We start from the raw sequence: 15,285 nt of genomic DNA, 5'->3' as shown, positions 1-15,285 counted from the left end.
CCTCGACAAGACCGGAAAATACGGCAGAATAACCAGCGTCAAAGTGGCTCAGTTTTCAGCCCGCGAAATGGCTCAGTTTTCGACCATCGCTGACAGGTATCCGGGTTCCGAACGATGACATGCTTCCCGGTCCGGGCACAAGTCCTGGACCCGAAGTCGTCGTGCCGTACGCGAGAATCACAGCATTTTCGGCTGCGTCCCACGCAACGGCGTTTGCCTTTTGGCGGTTTCCTGGTTTTCTGCCCGGGGAAAACTCCCTGATACACATTTCCAGGCCTGACACGATGGCGATTCCACGCCGTAGGGGGGTTGTGGGTCACGTGGGGCAGTTCTTCGAGGACGAGATCGTATGCGTTGACGGGTTGCTGGTGACGAGCAGGTCCCGAACATGGCTGGACAATGCCCGGCGGATGAGCGTTGACGAGATCACGGTTGTGGCGGACCACCTCATCCGCGTACCTCGGCCGGTCTTTGAGACCAGAACGGATCCATACTGCACCCTTGAGGATCTGGCCGAGATGCTGGACCGGCACAAGGGCACACCGGGCATCCGGAAGGCCCGCTTGGCGTTGGACCAGGCTCGGGTGGGTGCTGACTCTGCGCCGGAGACGCGGCTGAGGCTGGCACTGGAGTGCGCAGGGCTTCCTGTGCCGCAATTGAACGTGCCCACGGAACTGCGTTCCGCCGTCGTACGCCAACCTGACCTGAGCTACCCGGAACTGAAGGTGGCCGTGGAATACGACGGGGACGTGCACTCGACTTCGGAACAGATCGTCCGTGATATCTCTCGAGAGGAGGATTTTATCCGTGGAGGCTGGGTTCTCGTCCGGGTCTCCAAGCGTCACATGACAAACGGCGCTGGGGCAGCCGTCTCGAAGGTGCGGAGAGCACTGATCAGCCAAGGCTGGTCACCCGGCTCGTGAGTCGCGTCTCCCCTGAAGCCTCATGGCTGGTCCCGTTGGGAGTCTAAAGAGGCGTATGGTGTCGAAGACGCCGGAGCTTACGAACGGTCCGGACTCTCTTCATTGCGAAGCGCCACGAATCCACGTCTCTCGGTGGCTTCCTCATAGGTGATGTGGATGCCAGCCCGGCGGAACTCCTCGCCCGCCGCTGCCAGACAAGCAGCCAAACGCCGGTAGCGATGATTGTCAGGCGGTAGAGCCAACCTTGCAGCGAATCTGGACTCAGTTGAAGATTAGCCAGGAGTTGGTCATTGAATACCACCATCGCAGTGACCGCCATGAGAACCGCTACCGAGGCTGTGCGTGAAATGAACTTGACCCGCATCTCGGCCGTGTCCAGCAGGTCTTGTGTGTGGACTTTGAATGCATTGTGCTGTCGGGAATTGGCTTCCGATATCTGTTGTTGCGCAGTCTCATAGTTGGCCTGAAGAACTCCAATGCGGGCCTCAAAGGAAGCCAGTTTGGCTTCCTTAGCAGCCTGGTCTTCTGCCTGGATCCTTCGCTCAACTGTGTGACGCATGGCCCTTGTCTGCTGCCGGCGATGGAAGGCTAATTCGTTGGCGATCGCCTCAGCCGCGGCCGTGGGTGTGGTGAATGACAGTGTGGCAGCCCGGTCAGCCACGGAAACATCTGCGTCATGCCCCACGGCCGTGGCGACGGGTACGGAGGACCTCTGAATGGCAAGCCCGAGGTCTGCTCGTTGGTAGCCCCGCAGCCACCTCCAGTGACCGCCACCCCGAACCAGCAGCACCAGATCCAGGTCCAGTCCCTCTGCTTCCCGGAGATGTGCCTGAAAATCCTCCATCTTGGCGTCGACACTCCACGAAAGGGTTCTGTAGAAGACCTCTGGTGAGGAGCCACCACTATGGGAGAGCCGACGCTCCAGATCTCCAACTCCTTGCGCGTTGGCAGGCCCAACGACCATGACGCGTTCCGGTTTGCAGTCAAGGTTCTTGAACGCGTTCTCCGGATTGTCGTGTACGAACGTCTTGGCAAGGCGAATTCCGGGAACGCCTGCCGCCCGGAGCGAGGCGATCGCCCTATTGTCTTCAAGATAGAGTGCGCCGCGGCGGACGAAGCCAGCTTCAATCGCTGTGACCCTCATGCCGACCGTTCCTTCGGCGTTAAGCCATAGGGAGCCTTTTAGCGTCAACACCATGCCGCTGGTCATGGCCTTATCCAACGATGAGTTTCGTGTGCAGAGCTGCGCGTCGATTTTGGGAACCATGTCTTCCCAGACAACGCATGGGAGGAGCTCCACTCCTTTCGGGGACACCGATACTAGATCAAAATTCCACCTCAGGCCGATCTTCCGTGGTGCCATGCACTCACCACGGACTGTGATTTCGGTTTGTCGAACGCGGCTTCCAACCCAGCTGCGGACTGCACTGACCGAACTTCGAGACGATCTCGTAGCCTCTGGTTGTTGGTTAAAATACACACGGCCTCCCCATCCGATACCGAAACGCTTTCCGCCCTTCGTTGTGGAGCCTAGCCGCGGCCTCAGACACGGGCGAGTCAACTTTCCAGGGCCGCCATTCAACTGACTCGCAGTTGTTGTCATTTTCCGGCCTCAAAACGACAACAACTGCGACTCAGTTGGGAAGTGGGGAGGCTGGGGGTGAGTGTCGCTGTCGGGGTCAGTCGAGGCGGCGCTGGCGGGTTTCGGGGGAGAAGAAGGCCATCCACAGCACTGCCAGCAGCACCAGGCCTCCGGCCAGGGCGAAGGACGTAGCCAGGCCCAGCTCAGGCCAGAAGTAGTTGGCGAAAATCAGCGGACCGAAACCGGCGCCCAGCCGTGAGAACGTGGATGCCCAGCCGAAGCCGGTACCGCGCAGTTCCGTGGGGTAGAGCTCCGACACATAGGCGTACAGCACCGGGATGGCCACCTGCACCACGAACCCGAACACCAGCAGCCAGAACACGGCCGCCGATGGGATGTCCACCACGAAAGCCACGATCACCAGCGTCAGTGCGGACAGCGGGCCGGTGACGGCCAGGATCCATTTGCGGCCCACGCGCTCCACCAGCAGGGCGGCAACGATGACGCCCAAAAGCCCGACGGCGGCCATTGACGCGGTGGTGACGAACGCCTTGTATTCGGCGAACCCTGCGCCAATGAGGATCCGCGGCATCCACGTCAGGGACAGGTAGTAGACCAGGAGGATGCTGAAGAACAGGGCCCACGCGGCGGTGGTGATCTTCCAGTTGAACTGCCACACCGACCGCAGCTGGATCCAGGCGCTGCCGGCCGAGAGCCGGGGTACGTCCTTCGCATCCGGCAGGCTGTAGGCCCGGGCTTCGGCGCCCGTGGCAGCCACCAGCCCGTCAATGACCTTGGCAGCCTCGTCACGCCTGCCCTTGCGGATGAGGAACAGCGGCGATTCCGGCACGCTTCGCCGGACCCAGAACACCAGCAGCGCGGGCAGGACCATGACCAGCATGGTCAGCCGCCAGTCACCGTAGAGGGCTACCAGGCCGGCCGAAACGAAGCCGGCCAGGGCGGCGCCCACCGGCCACCAGCCATCCATGGCGGTGAGCACTTTGCCACGCTGCTTGCGGGGAGTGAACTCACCCACCAGTGCATAATCCACCGGAATGCAGCCGCCCAGTCCGAAGCCGGCCAGGAACCGGAACACACAGAACCAGATGAAGTCCGGCGCAAAAGCTCCGCAGACTGTGAACACAGAAAACAGCAGCAAAGTGGCGGTGAATGCCTTCTTGCGGCCGATGGTGTCCGCAATGGTGCCCCAGATGAAGGCTCCCAGGGCCATGCCAATCAGGTTGGACGTCCCCACCCACGCCACCTCGCCGGGAGCCAGCGCCCAATGCTTCGACAGCAGGGGAATCAGGATGCCGTTGAGTGTCACGTCCCACGCGTCAAACATGAATCCGAGCCCGCCGATCAGGAAGATCCGCCCCTGGACTTTCCATCGCCAGGGTAGTTCCTGGACCACCTGTTCGCCGCTGGGCACAGTGGTGTAAGTGTTCATTGCCGCCTCCTTCTGAAACTTTAGCCCCGCCCACCGGCGTCCACACTCCGGCGGACACTCGGGGCAACGTGCGCTACGCGATAAACTGGCCCTATCCCCACCAACCGCGGCACTGAACCGCGAGATAAGACGGAGACATTTGTGAGCTTCACGCAGCATGAGCGCGTATCCATTGACCGTGTACCCATCCGCCGGGCCCTGATCTCGGTCTACGACAAGACCGGCCTGGAGGAGCTCGCCACAGGCCTGCACGCAGCGGGCGTGAAGCTGGTCTCCACCGGTTCCACCGCGAAGAAGATCGCTGCTGCGGGCATCCCCGTGCAGGAGGTTGAGGAGGTCACCGGTTCCCCGGAAATGCTGGACGGCCGCGTCAAGACGCTGCACCCCCGCGTGCACGGCGGCATCCTGGCAGACCGCCGCGTCCCCGCCCACATGGAGACGCTCGAAAGCATGGACATTGAAGCCTTCGACCTGGTGGTAGTGAACCTCTACCCGTTCGTGGAGACCGTCAAGTCCGGTGCCGCGCAGGACGACGTTGTCGAACAGATCGACATCGGAGGCCCCGCGATGGTCCGCTCGGCCGCGAAGAACCACGCCGCCGTCGCCATCGTGGTGGACCCGTCCTTCTACGGCCAGGTGGTGGCTGCTGCCGCCGCCGGCGGCTTCGATCTGAAGACCCGCCGCCGCCTCGCCGCCAAGGCGTTCGCGCACACGGCGTCCTACGACAACGCCGTGGCCACCTGGACGGCCAGCCAGTTCCTCGATGAAGACGGTGACGGCATCATCGACTGGCCTGCCTACGCCGGCATGTCCCTGGAGCGCTCCGAGGTGCTGCGCTACGGCGAAAACCCGCACCAGCAGGCGGCCCTCTACGTGGACAAGGCCGCCCCGGTGGGCATCGCCCAGGCAGACCAGCTGCACGGCAAGGCCATGAGCTACAACAACTTCGTTGACGCCGATGCCGCCCTCCGCGCCGCCTTCGATTTCAGCGAGCCGGCCGTGGCCATCATCAAGCACGCCAACCCGTGCGGCGTTGCCGTCGGTTCGGCAGGCGCCGCGGATCCCATCGCCGATGCCCATTCCAAGGCCCACGCCTGCGACCCCGTGTCCGCGTTCGGCGGCGTCATCGCAGCCAACCGCCCGGTCACGGCAGCCATGGCCAACACCGTCAAGGACATCTTCACGGAGGTTGTCATCGCGCCCGGGTTCGAGCCCGAGGCCGTGGAGATCCTTTCCAAGAAGAAGAACATCCGGCTGCTCTCCCTGCCTGAAGGCTACGGCCGCTACCCCACGGAGTTCCGCCAGGTTTCCGGCGGCATGCTGGTCCAGGTCAGCGACAAGGTGGACGCCGACGGCGACAACCCCGCCAACTGGACTCTGGCCGCGGGCGAAGCCGCCGATGAGAAGACCCTCGCGGACCTCGCCTTCGCCTGGACCGCCTGCCGTGCAGCGAAGTCCAACGCCATCCTCCTCGCGGACAACGGCGCAGCAGTGGGCATCGGCATGGGCCAGGTCAACCGCCTCGACTCCTGCAAGCTGGCCGTTGAACGCGCCAACACGCTGGGCCTGCAGGTGGATTCCGACGTCGACGGCGCCGGCGGTGCCTCCAACGCCACCGGCGCGGGCGCACCCCGGCGTGCCCAGGGCGCCGTGGCAGCTTCGGATGCCTTCTTCCCGTTCGCTGACGGCCTGCAGATCCTGATCGACGCCGGCGTCCGCGCCGTTGTCCAGCCGGGCGGATCCGTCCGGGACGAGGAAGTCATCGCTGCGGCCAACGCCGCCGGCATCTCCATGTACTTCACCGGAGCGCGCCACTTCTTCCACTGAGCCGCCTGATCCACTGCTCCGTGGATGCCCTTTTGAGGCACCAAAGGGCATCTACGGAGCAACGGGTGAATTTAATTGACGACGGCGCCTGTCCCCTTCGCAGGGGGCAGGCGCCGTCGTTATTTTGTTGGCTTAGTCCTCGTCGGCCGGGTGCTGCTCTTCAGGTGCCGGCCGGAGCACCAGCTCCCGGGGCTTGGCCTCCGCCATCCGCTCCTCAGTCCAGTACTCGAGGATTTCCTCGTGCGTCTGGGTTACCTCGATGTGGGCGACGCCTTCGCGAGGTTCCTTGCTAGGACTCTGAGGCATCGTTGTACACATTTTCGATGGCCTCGCCCCAGTACGGTCCGTACATGACCTTGGAGCCGCTGTAGCCGTAGCCGTTGATCGAGTTCTGCATGCCGCCGGGGCCCGACCCGATGAACCAGGGGCCGCCGGAGGAGCCGCTGGTCATGTCACAGGGAATCCCCTGCGTGCCGAAGTCCTTGTTAATGGTGTCGGGGCTGGCCGTGCCGGTGCAGCTCTTGAGGGTCAGGCCGGTGAACGGTTTGTCCGCCGGGTAGCCGAAGGACGTGTAGGACAGTCCGCGTTCCTGGTTGAAGGCAACGCCGGACCCGCCCACCACGTCCGTGAGGAGGGCGTCATCGAGGGGGTCCATGACCGCGAAGGCAGTGTCGTAGGCAATGTTGCCGGACGAGCTCCACTCGTCAGTGGTGAAGAGTTCCCTGGCGGTCCACTTGCCGTACGGTGCCTTGCCGTTGTCATAGGCGGGAACGAACGTGAAGTTCGTGGCCTCCTGGCCCGGGCCGCCGATCACGCAGTGCCCCGCTGTGGACACGGTGCTCTTGTTATCCGAGGTCACGGCGTTGCCGGAGCACACGTAGTTGGCGCCACCCATGCTGAAGAACACTTTGCCGATGTGGGCTACGGATGTGGTGCTGGTGGCTTTGCCCTTGCTGGCCTTAACTTTGGCGTTCTTGCCACGTTCGACGGACGCCGGGTTGGCGTTGTTTCCGCGGTCGATGGCTTTGGCCGCAAGGACATCTCCGGGAAGTGCCTGCTGCATTCGCTCGGCCGTCCAGTAGTCGGCGGCTCCGGCGCTGTTCACGGCCAGGCGCACAATGGAGGGAAGGGCCTTCGCGTCGGAGGGCGATGGGGAGGCCGGAGCGGCGGAAGCGCCGCCAGCGGTGGTCAGAGCCAGAACGGCTGCGGCGGAGAAGCTCAGGATGCCGGAAGCCAGGGACCGGGTGCGTGTCATTGTTGTCCTGTCTGAACGGAAATGCCCCGGGGGAGAGGGCGCGGATCGACTTCAAGAATTTATCGCGCGCGTCACATATAAGTAAACAGGAGTGACTTACCCTGCAGCGGATAGGGGGCTGCGGAGCCGCAGGTCAGGAGCCCGACGCGGGGCGGGGTGGGGCACCCGGCCAGGTGCCGCCGTCGTACGCTTCTCCAGCGCTGTAATCCTGCTCACGGCCGGGTCATCCAGCGCCTCCGGTAGGGTTCAAACCCTTGTCCTCGGGTAAGTTGTACTTGGTGAAATAGACAAAGGTTTCACAACCAAGCCGACCTTCAGGGAGACGCCCGCGCATGTCCAAGATTATCTACACCCACACCGACGAAGCGCCGATGCTGGCTACCTATTCGTTCCTGCCGATCATCGAGGCCTTCGCTTCGACTGCAGGTGTGGAGGTGGAGACCCGCGACATTTCGCTCGCCGGCCGCATCATCGCTGTGTTCGGCGATTACCTCACCCCCGAGCAGCAGACCGGTGACGCCCTTGCTGAACTGGGTGAACTGGCGAAGACGCCGGAAGCCAACATCATCAAGCTGCCCAACATCAGCGCTTCCATCCCGCAGCTGAAGGCCGCCATTGCAGAGTTGCAGGGCCAGGGCTACGCACTGCCGGACTACCCGGACAACCCCACCTCGGACGAGGAAACCGCCGTCCGCTCGCGCTACGACAAGATCAAGGGCTCGGCAGTAAACCCGGTCCTGCGCGAAGGCAACTCGGACCGCCGCGCACCGCTGTCCGTCAAGAACTACGCCCGCCAGAACCCGCACTCCATGGGTGCCTGGACCGCTGACTCCAAGACCAACGTGGCCACCATGGGCCAGAACGACTTCCGCTCCAACGAGAAGTCCGTTGTCATCGAATCGGAAGGCACCATCGCCATCCAGCTGGTTCGTGAAGACGGCTCGGTGAAGGTCCTCAAGAAGGCCTTCCCGGTCCTGGCCGGCGAGGTCATCGACGGAACCGTCATGCGCGCCGCAGCCCTGGACGAGTTCCTGAAGGCCCAGGTTGCCCGCGCCAAGGAAGAGGGCGTGCTGTTCTCCGCACACCTGAAGGCCACCATGATGAAGGTTTCGGACCCCATCATCTTCGGCCACGTGGTCAAGGCTTACTTCTCCGAACTGTTTGAAACCTACGGCAAGCAGCTCGCAGCCGCCGGCATCAGCCCCAACAACGGGCTGGCCGCCATCCTGAGCAGCCTGGAGGACCTGCCGGCGGATGTCCGCGACGGCGTCCAGAACCTCATCAAGAAGGGCCTCGAAGACGGCCCGGAACTGGCCATGGTGGACTCGGACAAGGGCATCACCACCCTGAACGTCCCCAGCGACGTCATCGTGGATGCCTCCATGCCTGCCATGATCCGCAGCTCCGGCCACATGTGGGGCCCGGACGGCAAGGAAGCCGACACACTGGCAGTCCTGCCGGACAGCTCCTACGCCGGCATCTACCAGGTGGTCATCGATGACTGCCGCGCCAACGGCGCCTACGACCCCACCACCATGGGCACCGTCCCCAACGTAGGCCTCATGGCACAGGCAGCCGAGGAATACGGCAGCCACGACAAGACCTTTGAGATCCAGGAAGCCGGCACCGTCCAGGTTGTTGACGGCTCCGGCAAGGTCCTGCTGGAACACGAAGTTTCCGTCGGCGACATCTGGCGCGCCTGCCAGACCAAGGACGCCCCCATCCGCGACTGGGTCAAGCTGGCCGTCACCCGTGCCCGCGCCTCCCAGACGCCTGCCGTGTTCTGGCTGGACGAGGAGCGCGCCCACGACGCCAACCTCATCGCCAAGGTCAACGAGTACCTGAAGGACCACGACACCGAGGGACTGGACCTCCAGATCCTGTCCCCGGTCAAGGCCACCGCGTTCACCCTGGACCGGATCCGCAAGGGCGAAGACACCATCTCCGTTACCGGCAACGTCCTCCGCGACTACCTCACGGACCTCTTCCCCATCTTGGAGCTGGGCACCAGCGCCAAGATGCTCTCGGTTGTTCCGCTGATGAACGGCGGCGGACTCTTCGAGACCGGCGCCGGCGGCTCCGCGCCGAAGCACGTCCAGCAGCTGCTGAAGGAGAACCACCTCCGCTGGGACAGCCTGGGCGAATTCCTGGCCCTGGCGGTCAGCTTCGAGCACCTCGCCACCACCACCGGCAACGCCCGCGCCCAGGTCCTGGCCGACACGCTGGACCGCGCCACCGGCACGTTCCTGCTGGAGAACAAGTCCCCGAGCCGCCGCGCCGGCGAACTGGACAACCGCGGCAGCCACTACTTCCTGGCCCGCTACTGGGCCGAGGAACTGGCCAAGCAGACGGACGACGCCGACCTGGCCGCCGCATTCAGCGCCGTCGCCAAGGAACTCTCCTCCCAGGAGGAAGCCATTGTTGGTGAGTTGGCTGCGGTCCAGGGCTCGCCCGTGGACGTCGGAGGCTACTACCACCCCGAGGACGCCAAGGCCTCTGCAATCATGCGGCCGTCCGCCACCCTGAACAAGGTCATCGACAGCCTGAGCTAGCGGCAGGCTGCTTCGGCAGTTTCAAGAAAGAGGCGGTGCCCCGGATCTGTTCCGGGGCACCGCCTCTTTCTTGTGCCGTTCACAAAGTGGAGATCAGCGCCCAACGTCCCCTCCGGCGTCGTACGCTGCATCGGCGGGCCGCTATCCGCTGCCCTTACCCTTGCCCTCGTTGTCCTTCTTGCCCTTGTCCTCACCGGAGGGCTGCACCGTGGTCGGAGCGGGGGCTTCCTGAGCGGGCGGCGATTGCGGGGCCGCTGGTTCGGCCGCCTGGCGGGCTTCCTCTGCGGCCCGTGCTTTGGCCTGTTCGTTCTTGGCGATGGCGTCGGTCAGGTCGGCTCGGACTGCGGCGGCAATGGTGGTGATGCTGCGGCGGCGTTCGTCCGAGATGCCGCCCTTCGACTGCGCGTTCTCGAGTTCGGCTTCGAGGCCTTCCAGCGCCCTGAGGGCGGTGGCGGGATCGTTTTGCGATGACGCCTGCGTTACCTCAAGAACGCGTGCCTGCAACTGTGTGGCGGCATCGCGCTGGAGCCCCGTTTCGCCGGTCCCGCAGCCGGCGAGCAATCCGGCGGCCAGCATTGCCGCGGTCCAGCGGCCGGTCAGCGCCCCGTGCTTTCCAAGGCTCACGGTTCAACGCTCTTCTGCAATTCCTTCAGGTGATCGCCGAGTTCCCCGGTGACCGTGGGATACGGCACGACGTCGGCGGGAGACTGCGTGGACAGGGTCAGGATCACCGCGGCAACAGCAGCCGCCACCACTATGAGCGTAAGGATCACGGCGAGCCAGAAGCGCTTGGTGCGGGCCCGCGGATGGAGGTTCCTGGCCTCAGGCTCGTTGGTTTGGGTTGAAGCTGCCGCTTCCCGCAGCTCGTCCACTGACTCTTCCGCGGTGATCGACGGCGGGTGGAACGGCATGGCCGGCAGCACCCTGGTGCTTTCGGTTGCGAGTTCGCCGGGTGTGGAAGCGGGTGAGACGAGGGCTTGGCGCAGCGCGGTCTCGATGTCCGCGGCGGACGGGCGCTCCAGGGGTTCGACGGCAGTCATCGAGCGGAGGAGCTGCGCCCACTCTGCGGGGAGGTCGTCCGGGATCTCGGGTGCCCGGTGCAGCCGGGCCACCGCGGACTCCACGGCGCCGCCGGGGTATTCCACAGTGCCCTTGATGCATTCAATCAGCACGAGGCCGAACGAATAGATGTCCGTGGCGGCGGAAAGCGGCTGGCCAAGTGCCTGCTCCGGGCTGAGGTACGCGGCAGTGCCCACCATGGTTCCGGTGGCGGTGAGCCGGGTGGAGTCCGCGATCCGGGCAATGCCGAAGTCGGTGAGCTTGGGGCGCAGGGGTTCGCCGGGCCGGATCTGGACCAGGAGGATGTTGGCAGGTTTGATGTCGCGGTGGATCACGCCCAGCCCATGGACATAGGCCAGGGCGTCAGCGATTCCGGCGCCGATGACCGCAAGCTCTTCCAGCGGGACCCGGCTGTGGCGGATACGGCCGCGGAGGTCCTGGCCCTCCACGAGTTCCATGGTGAGGAACGGCCGTGGCTCGTCCGGGATCCGGGTATCGATGCCGGCGTCGAAAAGCGTGACGAGTCCGGGATGGTTCAAAGTGGCCAGAAGCTGGATTTCCGCTTCCTGGCGCTTCAGTTCCTCGGTGTCCGGGGCCTGCGGTGCGAAGAGCTTAAGGGCCACGTCACGGCCTAGGTTTTCGTCCCGGGCGCTGTACACCGAAGACATTCCTCCGCGGCCGATGACCTCATTCAACCGGTAGCGACCGCCGACAACCTCGTTCGTGGTGGAGCTGGGCGATTCCGCCACCATGTCCCGTCCCTCCCGGTGCGATGCGGCACTGTCGTACTCAAATCATACCGGCGGAGGGGCGGCCCGGCGATTGACCTTGAGTTTCGCGGCGCACACGCCGAGGGCCCGGCGGCGGAACTCCAACATCCGCCGCCGGACCATCGGCCACAAGGACATGTGTGCTGATGACATGTTTTGCGCGCTTTTCTGTTTTTGTGTTGTGGTCCTCCTTTCCTGCAGCCCGTGGAGTGCTGCCGCTTCAGGCGCGATTCACGGACGCTTTCCCACTTTGTTCAGGGGAATGAAACGCAAGAGTGTGTCAGGAAGTCCTGCGCTTGCGGAGCACCAGGATCCCGGCGGCCAGGAGCAGCAGGGCCAGCGGGACGAGGGAGGCGTCCAGGCCGGTGTTGGCCAGTGCGGCCGCACCACCCTGGGCAGGAACGCTTCGCGGTGTGGTGTCGGCGGCGATGACGCCACTGACTGCTGTTGAACCGGCGGGGGCTACCGAGATGCTTTTGGTTCCGGCCGCGCCTGCGCCCGTGGTGCCGGAGCCGTTGTCAGTACCGTTGCCGGACCCTGCGCCGTTGCCGTTGCCGGGGTTTTCAGTTCCCGGGGTGCCTGTTCCGGGATCCACGGTGCCAACGCCGCCGATGCCAAGGTCTACGCCCAGGTCAATCCCGAGGTCAATGACTGCGTCAACGACGGCGGCGGGGCCGTCGTTTGTTGCACCGTTGGTGCCGTTGGTGCCGGTGACGCCGCCGAGGTCCACGATTGCATTGGCGTCCACCGCTACATCAGCGGTGGTGCCGTCCGTGGTTCCGGTGTTCCCGAGGCCGAGGTTTACGTCTGCGTCGACGACGGCGGTGGGGCCGTCGTTGGTTGCACCGTTGGTGCTGGTGACGCCGCTGAGGTCCACGATTGCATTGGCGTCCACCGCTACATCAGCGGTGGTGCCGTTCGTGGTTCCGGTGTTCCCGAGGCCGAGGTTTACGTCTGCGTCAACGACGGCGGCGGGGCCGTCGTTGGTTGCGCCGTTCGAGCTGGTGACGCCGCCGAGGTCCACAACAGCATCTGCGGCGACCGCTGCGTCGGCTGCCGGTTCCGCCGTGGCTGAACCGGTATCCAGACCGACGTTCACATCAGCTTGGACGGCTACATCGGCCGTCGTTGCCTCGGGAGCAGTGCTGCTGCCCCCGAGGCCCAGGCCGACTACGGCGGCCGCGGCAAGCTCGCTCCCGGCTCCGGCGGTGTTGTCTCCGGCGTTCAGTGCGACGTCCACTACGGCGGCGACGCCCGTTGAGTCGGACGGCGTTGGGTCACCCAGCAGGCCCAACGACGTCGTATCAGCGGACGCCGCCGCCGAGATCAGGGCGGATGCGGAAAGATCCGATCCGGTGGCGTTGGTGGTGTCTGCCGCGTTCGCTGCTGTGCAGCCGAATGCCAGCAGTCCACCGGCAAAGAGGGTGCCAAGCAGCCCCCTGCGAAGGTTGGAACTCATGATGGTTTCTCCTGAAAAAGTTGAAGAAGGGCGCTGATGCAGCTGCCCATATGGCCGCGCGCTGCCGCAAAAGGGCAGCCGGGACTCAACTAGTCAGGCGAAGAACCGGGGTCGAAGGACACCGGTGCGGGGGTATGTTCACGGTCTTCCCGGACCAGGACGGCGCGGGAGAGGAAATGATCAAAGTCGTAGGCGCTCAGCCAGGCGGCGGAACCGAAGGCGACCGAAGCAGGCCCCCCACTGCCAGTGCCGGTGCCCGGAACAGCAGGGGACTGCGCCGGCTGGTGCGGGGGATTGTGGTTGGCTGGCTGGCCGGAGTCGCCGACACCGGAGTGGTGCACAGCAGGTTCGATGCCGGCGGTTGCAGCAAGGGATGCCGCGCCGTGGCCCGGGAAATCGGTCAGGACCGGCGCCGCAGCGTTCGCCCCGGCTGCCGGGGACGATTCGGCCGTGCCGAACGACTCGGCCGGCACTGCAACGGCGGCATTGTGCACGGGCTCAATAAGGTTTGTCCCGGCCCCGGCCCCGGCGATCGGTCCGGAAGCCGGCAGTTCTTCCAGCGGCAAGGTTCCGGAGAGATCGGGAAGCGGGTCGGAGCCGGCCACAAGGTCGGACACCGGGACCAACACCGGTTCAAGCACGGGGATGGCCTCGGCAACCGGCGGAACTACAGCTTCAACGAGGACCGCAGTGGCTCCGTCGGCAACCTCAAGGATGGGCGTTGCAACGGCAGAAACTGTGTCCGTTGGAACTACTCGGTTCACCACGGGCACAGCGGAGATCAGGGTGTCCGCCACAGCCGAAACCTGGCTGGCTACCGGCTGCAGCAGTCCCGTCGGCAGGGCGGGTGCGGGCGCCGGGGCTGGCGTCGGAGCGGTAGTCGAAGGCTGCGAATCCGTTGGGACAGTTGCGGCAACCTTGCCTGTCACCGAGGAAACGGACGACGGTACGGAGCTGGTGACACCGCCCAGGAGGGACGAAGCCTCAGAAAGGGTATCGGCCGACGCCGCCGTGGAAGACATCGTCAACCAGCCAATGGCAGCGGCCCCGGCAAGCAACACGGGACGCATGGCACGCCACGGCGAATGTGCATTAGCCATGAGTACCACCCCCAGTACCGTAGAAAACGACGATGGCCAAATCCTAAGACTGCTTATTGTCGGAAGTCTAGGGGTCAATAAAAGGAATGTGGCGGGAAATTGCTGACAACCGCTGGAAAGCGCCAGAATTCCAGCCGATATTGTCATGAAATCGAGGCGATATTTCCCGAAAGAGCCGCGGCCTCAGCGATGCCTGTCATTCGGGTAGCTGACGCCCAGCTGTGCCCGTACGCCGTCAAAGAGGCGCATGGTATTCAGCGAATCTTCCAGCGGCATCACCGGACTTTCCGCAATGCCCTGCTGGATGCAGCGGGTGACTTCGCGGAGTTCGTAGGTGTAGCCCTTGCCCACGACGTCGAACGTTTCGGTCCGCCGCTCGTCCCACCCCGTGGCCACTGTCAGTTCGCGGGGGTTGTTGATCGACCCGGCGCTCTGGAGGAAGCCGCGGCTGCCGGCGACGGTCGCCGTGCGCGGTCCGTGTGCCAAAAGCGACGAGGTCAGTTGGACCTGGGCGCCGTGGTGGTAGCCGAGCGTCAGGGCGTTCTGGGCATCCACGCCGTCGTCGTTCAGATGCCCCGTGGCGCTCACGGTTTGGGGAAACCCGAGCGTTCCCAGCGCCCACAGCAGGGGGTAGACGGTGAGGTCGAGCAGCGCCCCGCCGCCATCCTGCCGCGCCCACAGCCGGGCGGTGGGGGAGTACGGTGCTGGGAAACCCAGATCGGCAGTGACCCAGTGGATGTCGCCAAGTTCGCCGGACGCAGCAATGTCGAAGGCACGCTGCATGCCGGGCAGGAAGCGGCTCCAGACGGCCTCCATCATGAAGAGGTTGCGGCTGCGGGCAGCTTCTATCAGTTCGGCCGCTTCCCGGGCGTTGATGGTGAAGGCCTTTTCGCACAGGACGTGCTTGCCGGCCTGAAGTGCCGCCAGGACGATCTGGTGGTGCTGCGCATGCGGGGTGGCAACGTAGACGACGTCCACCGCGTCATCGGCGAGCAGCCGCTGGTAGCCGGGTTCGCCGTCGTGGTCCCCGTACGCTCTGCTCACGCCATAGGCGGCAGCGAAAGCGTCCGCCGTCGCCTGCCCCCGGGAGCTGACGGCGTACAGTTCGGCATCTGCCAGCAGTGCCAGGTCCTGCGCTACGGATTTGGCGATGCCACCGGTGGCGATGATTCCCCAGCGGAGGGGTGTTCCGGTTGCTGAACGGGGGTCCGTATCGGCCTGGCTGGACAACCATGGTGTGGCGATGGGGGCGGTCATTCAGTCATCCTGCCACAGGCCAGAGGCGGCGTTGGAGATTGGTCCCGGAGG

The 15,285-nt window shown here is 64.7% G+C and carries 12 protein-coding genes; 3 read left to right on the top strand and 9 right to left on the bottom strand.

Annotation, left to right across the window (positions count from 1 at the left end; genetic code table 11):
- Positions 1 to 311 precede the first annotated feature (311 nt).
- Positions 312 to 923 carry a hypothetical protein gene (locus ACFV4R_RS12865; RefSeq protein WP_377202500.1) on the top strand — a complete coding sequence of 204 codons (612 nt, stop codon included), beginning with the start codon at positions 312 to 314 and terminating at the stop codon, positions 921 to 923.
- Between the two features lie 43 nt (positions 924 to 966).
- On the opposite strand, the gene ACFV4R_RS12860 is transcribed toward ACFV4R_RS12865, so the two are convergent.
- Together ACFV4R_RS12860 and ACFV4R_RS12855 are read right to left on the bottom strand one after the other, a co-directional pair.
- Positions 967 to 2,133, bottom strand: coding sequence for an exodeoxyribonuclease VII large subunit (locus ACFV4R_RS12860; protein WP_377202501.1), 1,167 nt, complete (start codon positions 2,131 to 2,133; stop codon positions 967 to 969).
- A 469-nt stretch (positions 2,134 to 2,602) separates the two neighbouring features.
- Positions 2,603 to 3,955 (bottom strand): MFS transporter, encoded by a 1,353-nt coding sequence (locus tag ACFV4R_RS12855; protein ID WP_377202502.1) that lies wholly within the window; start codon positions 3,953 to 3,955, stop codon positions 2,603 to 2,605.
- A 141-nt stretch (positions 3,956 to 4,096) separates the two neighbouring features.
- Between ACFV4R_RS12855 and purH the strand changes: the two genes are divergently transcribed.
- Complete coding sequence (gene purH, locus ACFV4R_RS12850) at positions 4,097 to 5,782, top strand: bifunctional phosphoribosylaminoimidazolecarboxamide formyltransferase/IMP cyclohydrolase (protein ID WP_377202503.1); 1,686 nt, start codon at positions 4,097 to 4,099, stop codon at positions 5,780 to 5,782.
- Positions 5,783 to 5,914: 132 nt separating this feature from the next.
- Here the strand turns inward: purH and ACFV4R_RS12845 are convergent, their stop codons facing one another.
- Positions 5,915 to 6,088, bottom strand: a complete 174-nt coding sequence (locus tag ACFV4R_RS12845) for a hypothetical protein (protein ID WP_377202504.1) — start codon at positions 6,086 to 6,088, stop codon at positions 5,915 to 5,917.
- The gene (locus ACFV4R_RS12840; RefSeq protein ID WP_377202505.1) at positions 6,072 to 7,037 is read right to left on the bottom strand and encodes a trypsin-like serine peptidase; all 966 of its coding nucleotides are present in this window, start codon (positions 7,035 to 7,037) and stop codon (positions 6,072 to 6,074) included. The genes ACFV4R_RS12845 and ACFV4R_RS12840 overlap by 17 nt, the downstream gene beginning before the upstream one ends.
- A 332-nt stretch (positions 7,038 to 7,369) precedes the next feature.
- Between ACFV4R_RS12840 and ACFV4R_RS12835 the strand changes: the two genes are divergently transcribed.
- Positions 7,370 to 9,589, top strand: a complete 2,220-nt coding sequence (locus tag ACFV4R_RS12835) for an NADP-dependent isocitrate dehydrogenase (protein ID WP_377202506.1) — start codon at positions 7,370 to 7,372, stop codon at positions 9,587 to 9,589.
- 141 nt (positions 9,590 to 9,730) lie between these two features.
- On the opposite strand, the gene ACFV4R_RS12830 is transcribed toward ACFV4R_RS12835, so the two are convergent.
- The 5 genes from ACFV4R_RS12830 to ACFV4R_RS12810 form a co-directional block, all read right to left on the bottom strand.
- Entirely contained in the window at positions 9,731 to 10,213 is a 483-nt protein-coding gene (locus ACFV4R_RS12830; protein WP_377202507.1) for a hypothetical protein, read from the bottom strand.
- Positions 10,210 to 11,400 carry a serine/threonine-protein kinase gene (locus ACFV4R_RS12825; protein ID WP_377202508.1) on the bottom strand — a complete coding sequence of 397 codons (1,191 nt, stop codon included), beginning with the start codon at positions 11,398 to 11,400 and terminating at the stop codon, positions 10,210 to 10,212. Before ACFV4R_RS12825 ends, ACFV4R_RS12830 begins: the two co-directional genes overlap by 4 nt.
- Positions 11,401 to 11,698: 298 nt before the next feature.
- The gene (locus ACFV4R_RS12820) at positions 11,699 to 12,877 is read right to left on the bottom strand and encodes a hypothetical protein (RefSeq protein ID WP_377202509.1); all 1,179 of its coding nucleotides are present in this window, start codon (positions 12,875 to 12,877) and stop codon (positions 11,699 to 11,701) included.
- Between the two features lie 89 nt (positions 12,878 to 12,966).
- The gene (locus tag ACFV4R_RS12815; protein ID WP_377202510.1) at positions 12,967 to 13,977 is read right to left on the bottom strand and encodes a hypothetical protein; all 1,011 of its coding nucleotides are present in this window, start codon (positions 13,975 to 13,977) and stop codon (positions 12,967 to 12,969) included.
- A gap of 183 nt (positions 13,978 to 14,160) precedes the next feature.
- Positions 14,161 to 15,234 carry a Gfo/Idh/MocA family protein gene (locus ACFV4R_RS12810; protein ID WP_377202511.1) on the bottom strand — a complete coding sequence of 358 codons (1,074 nt, stop codon included), beginning with the start codon at positions 15,232 to 15,234 and terminating at the stop codon, positions 14,161 to 14,163.
- Between the last annotated feature and the right edge of the window lie 51 nt (positions 15,235 to 15,285).

This window comes from Pseudarthrobacter sp. NPDC059871, from assembly GCF_042731175.1.
Lineage (GTDB): Bacteria > Actinomycetota > Actinomycetes > Actinomycetales > Micrococcaceae > Arthrobacter.
The sequence above is the reverse complement of the archived record's forward strand: the minus strand, read 5'-3'. Positions and strand labels throughout refer to the sequence as shown.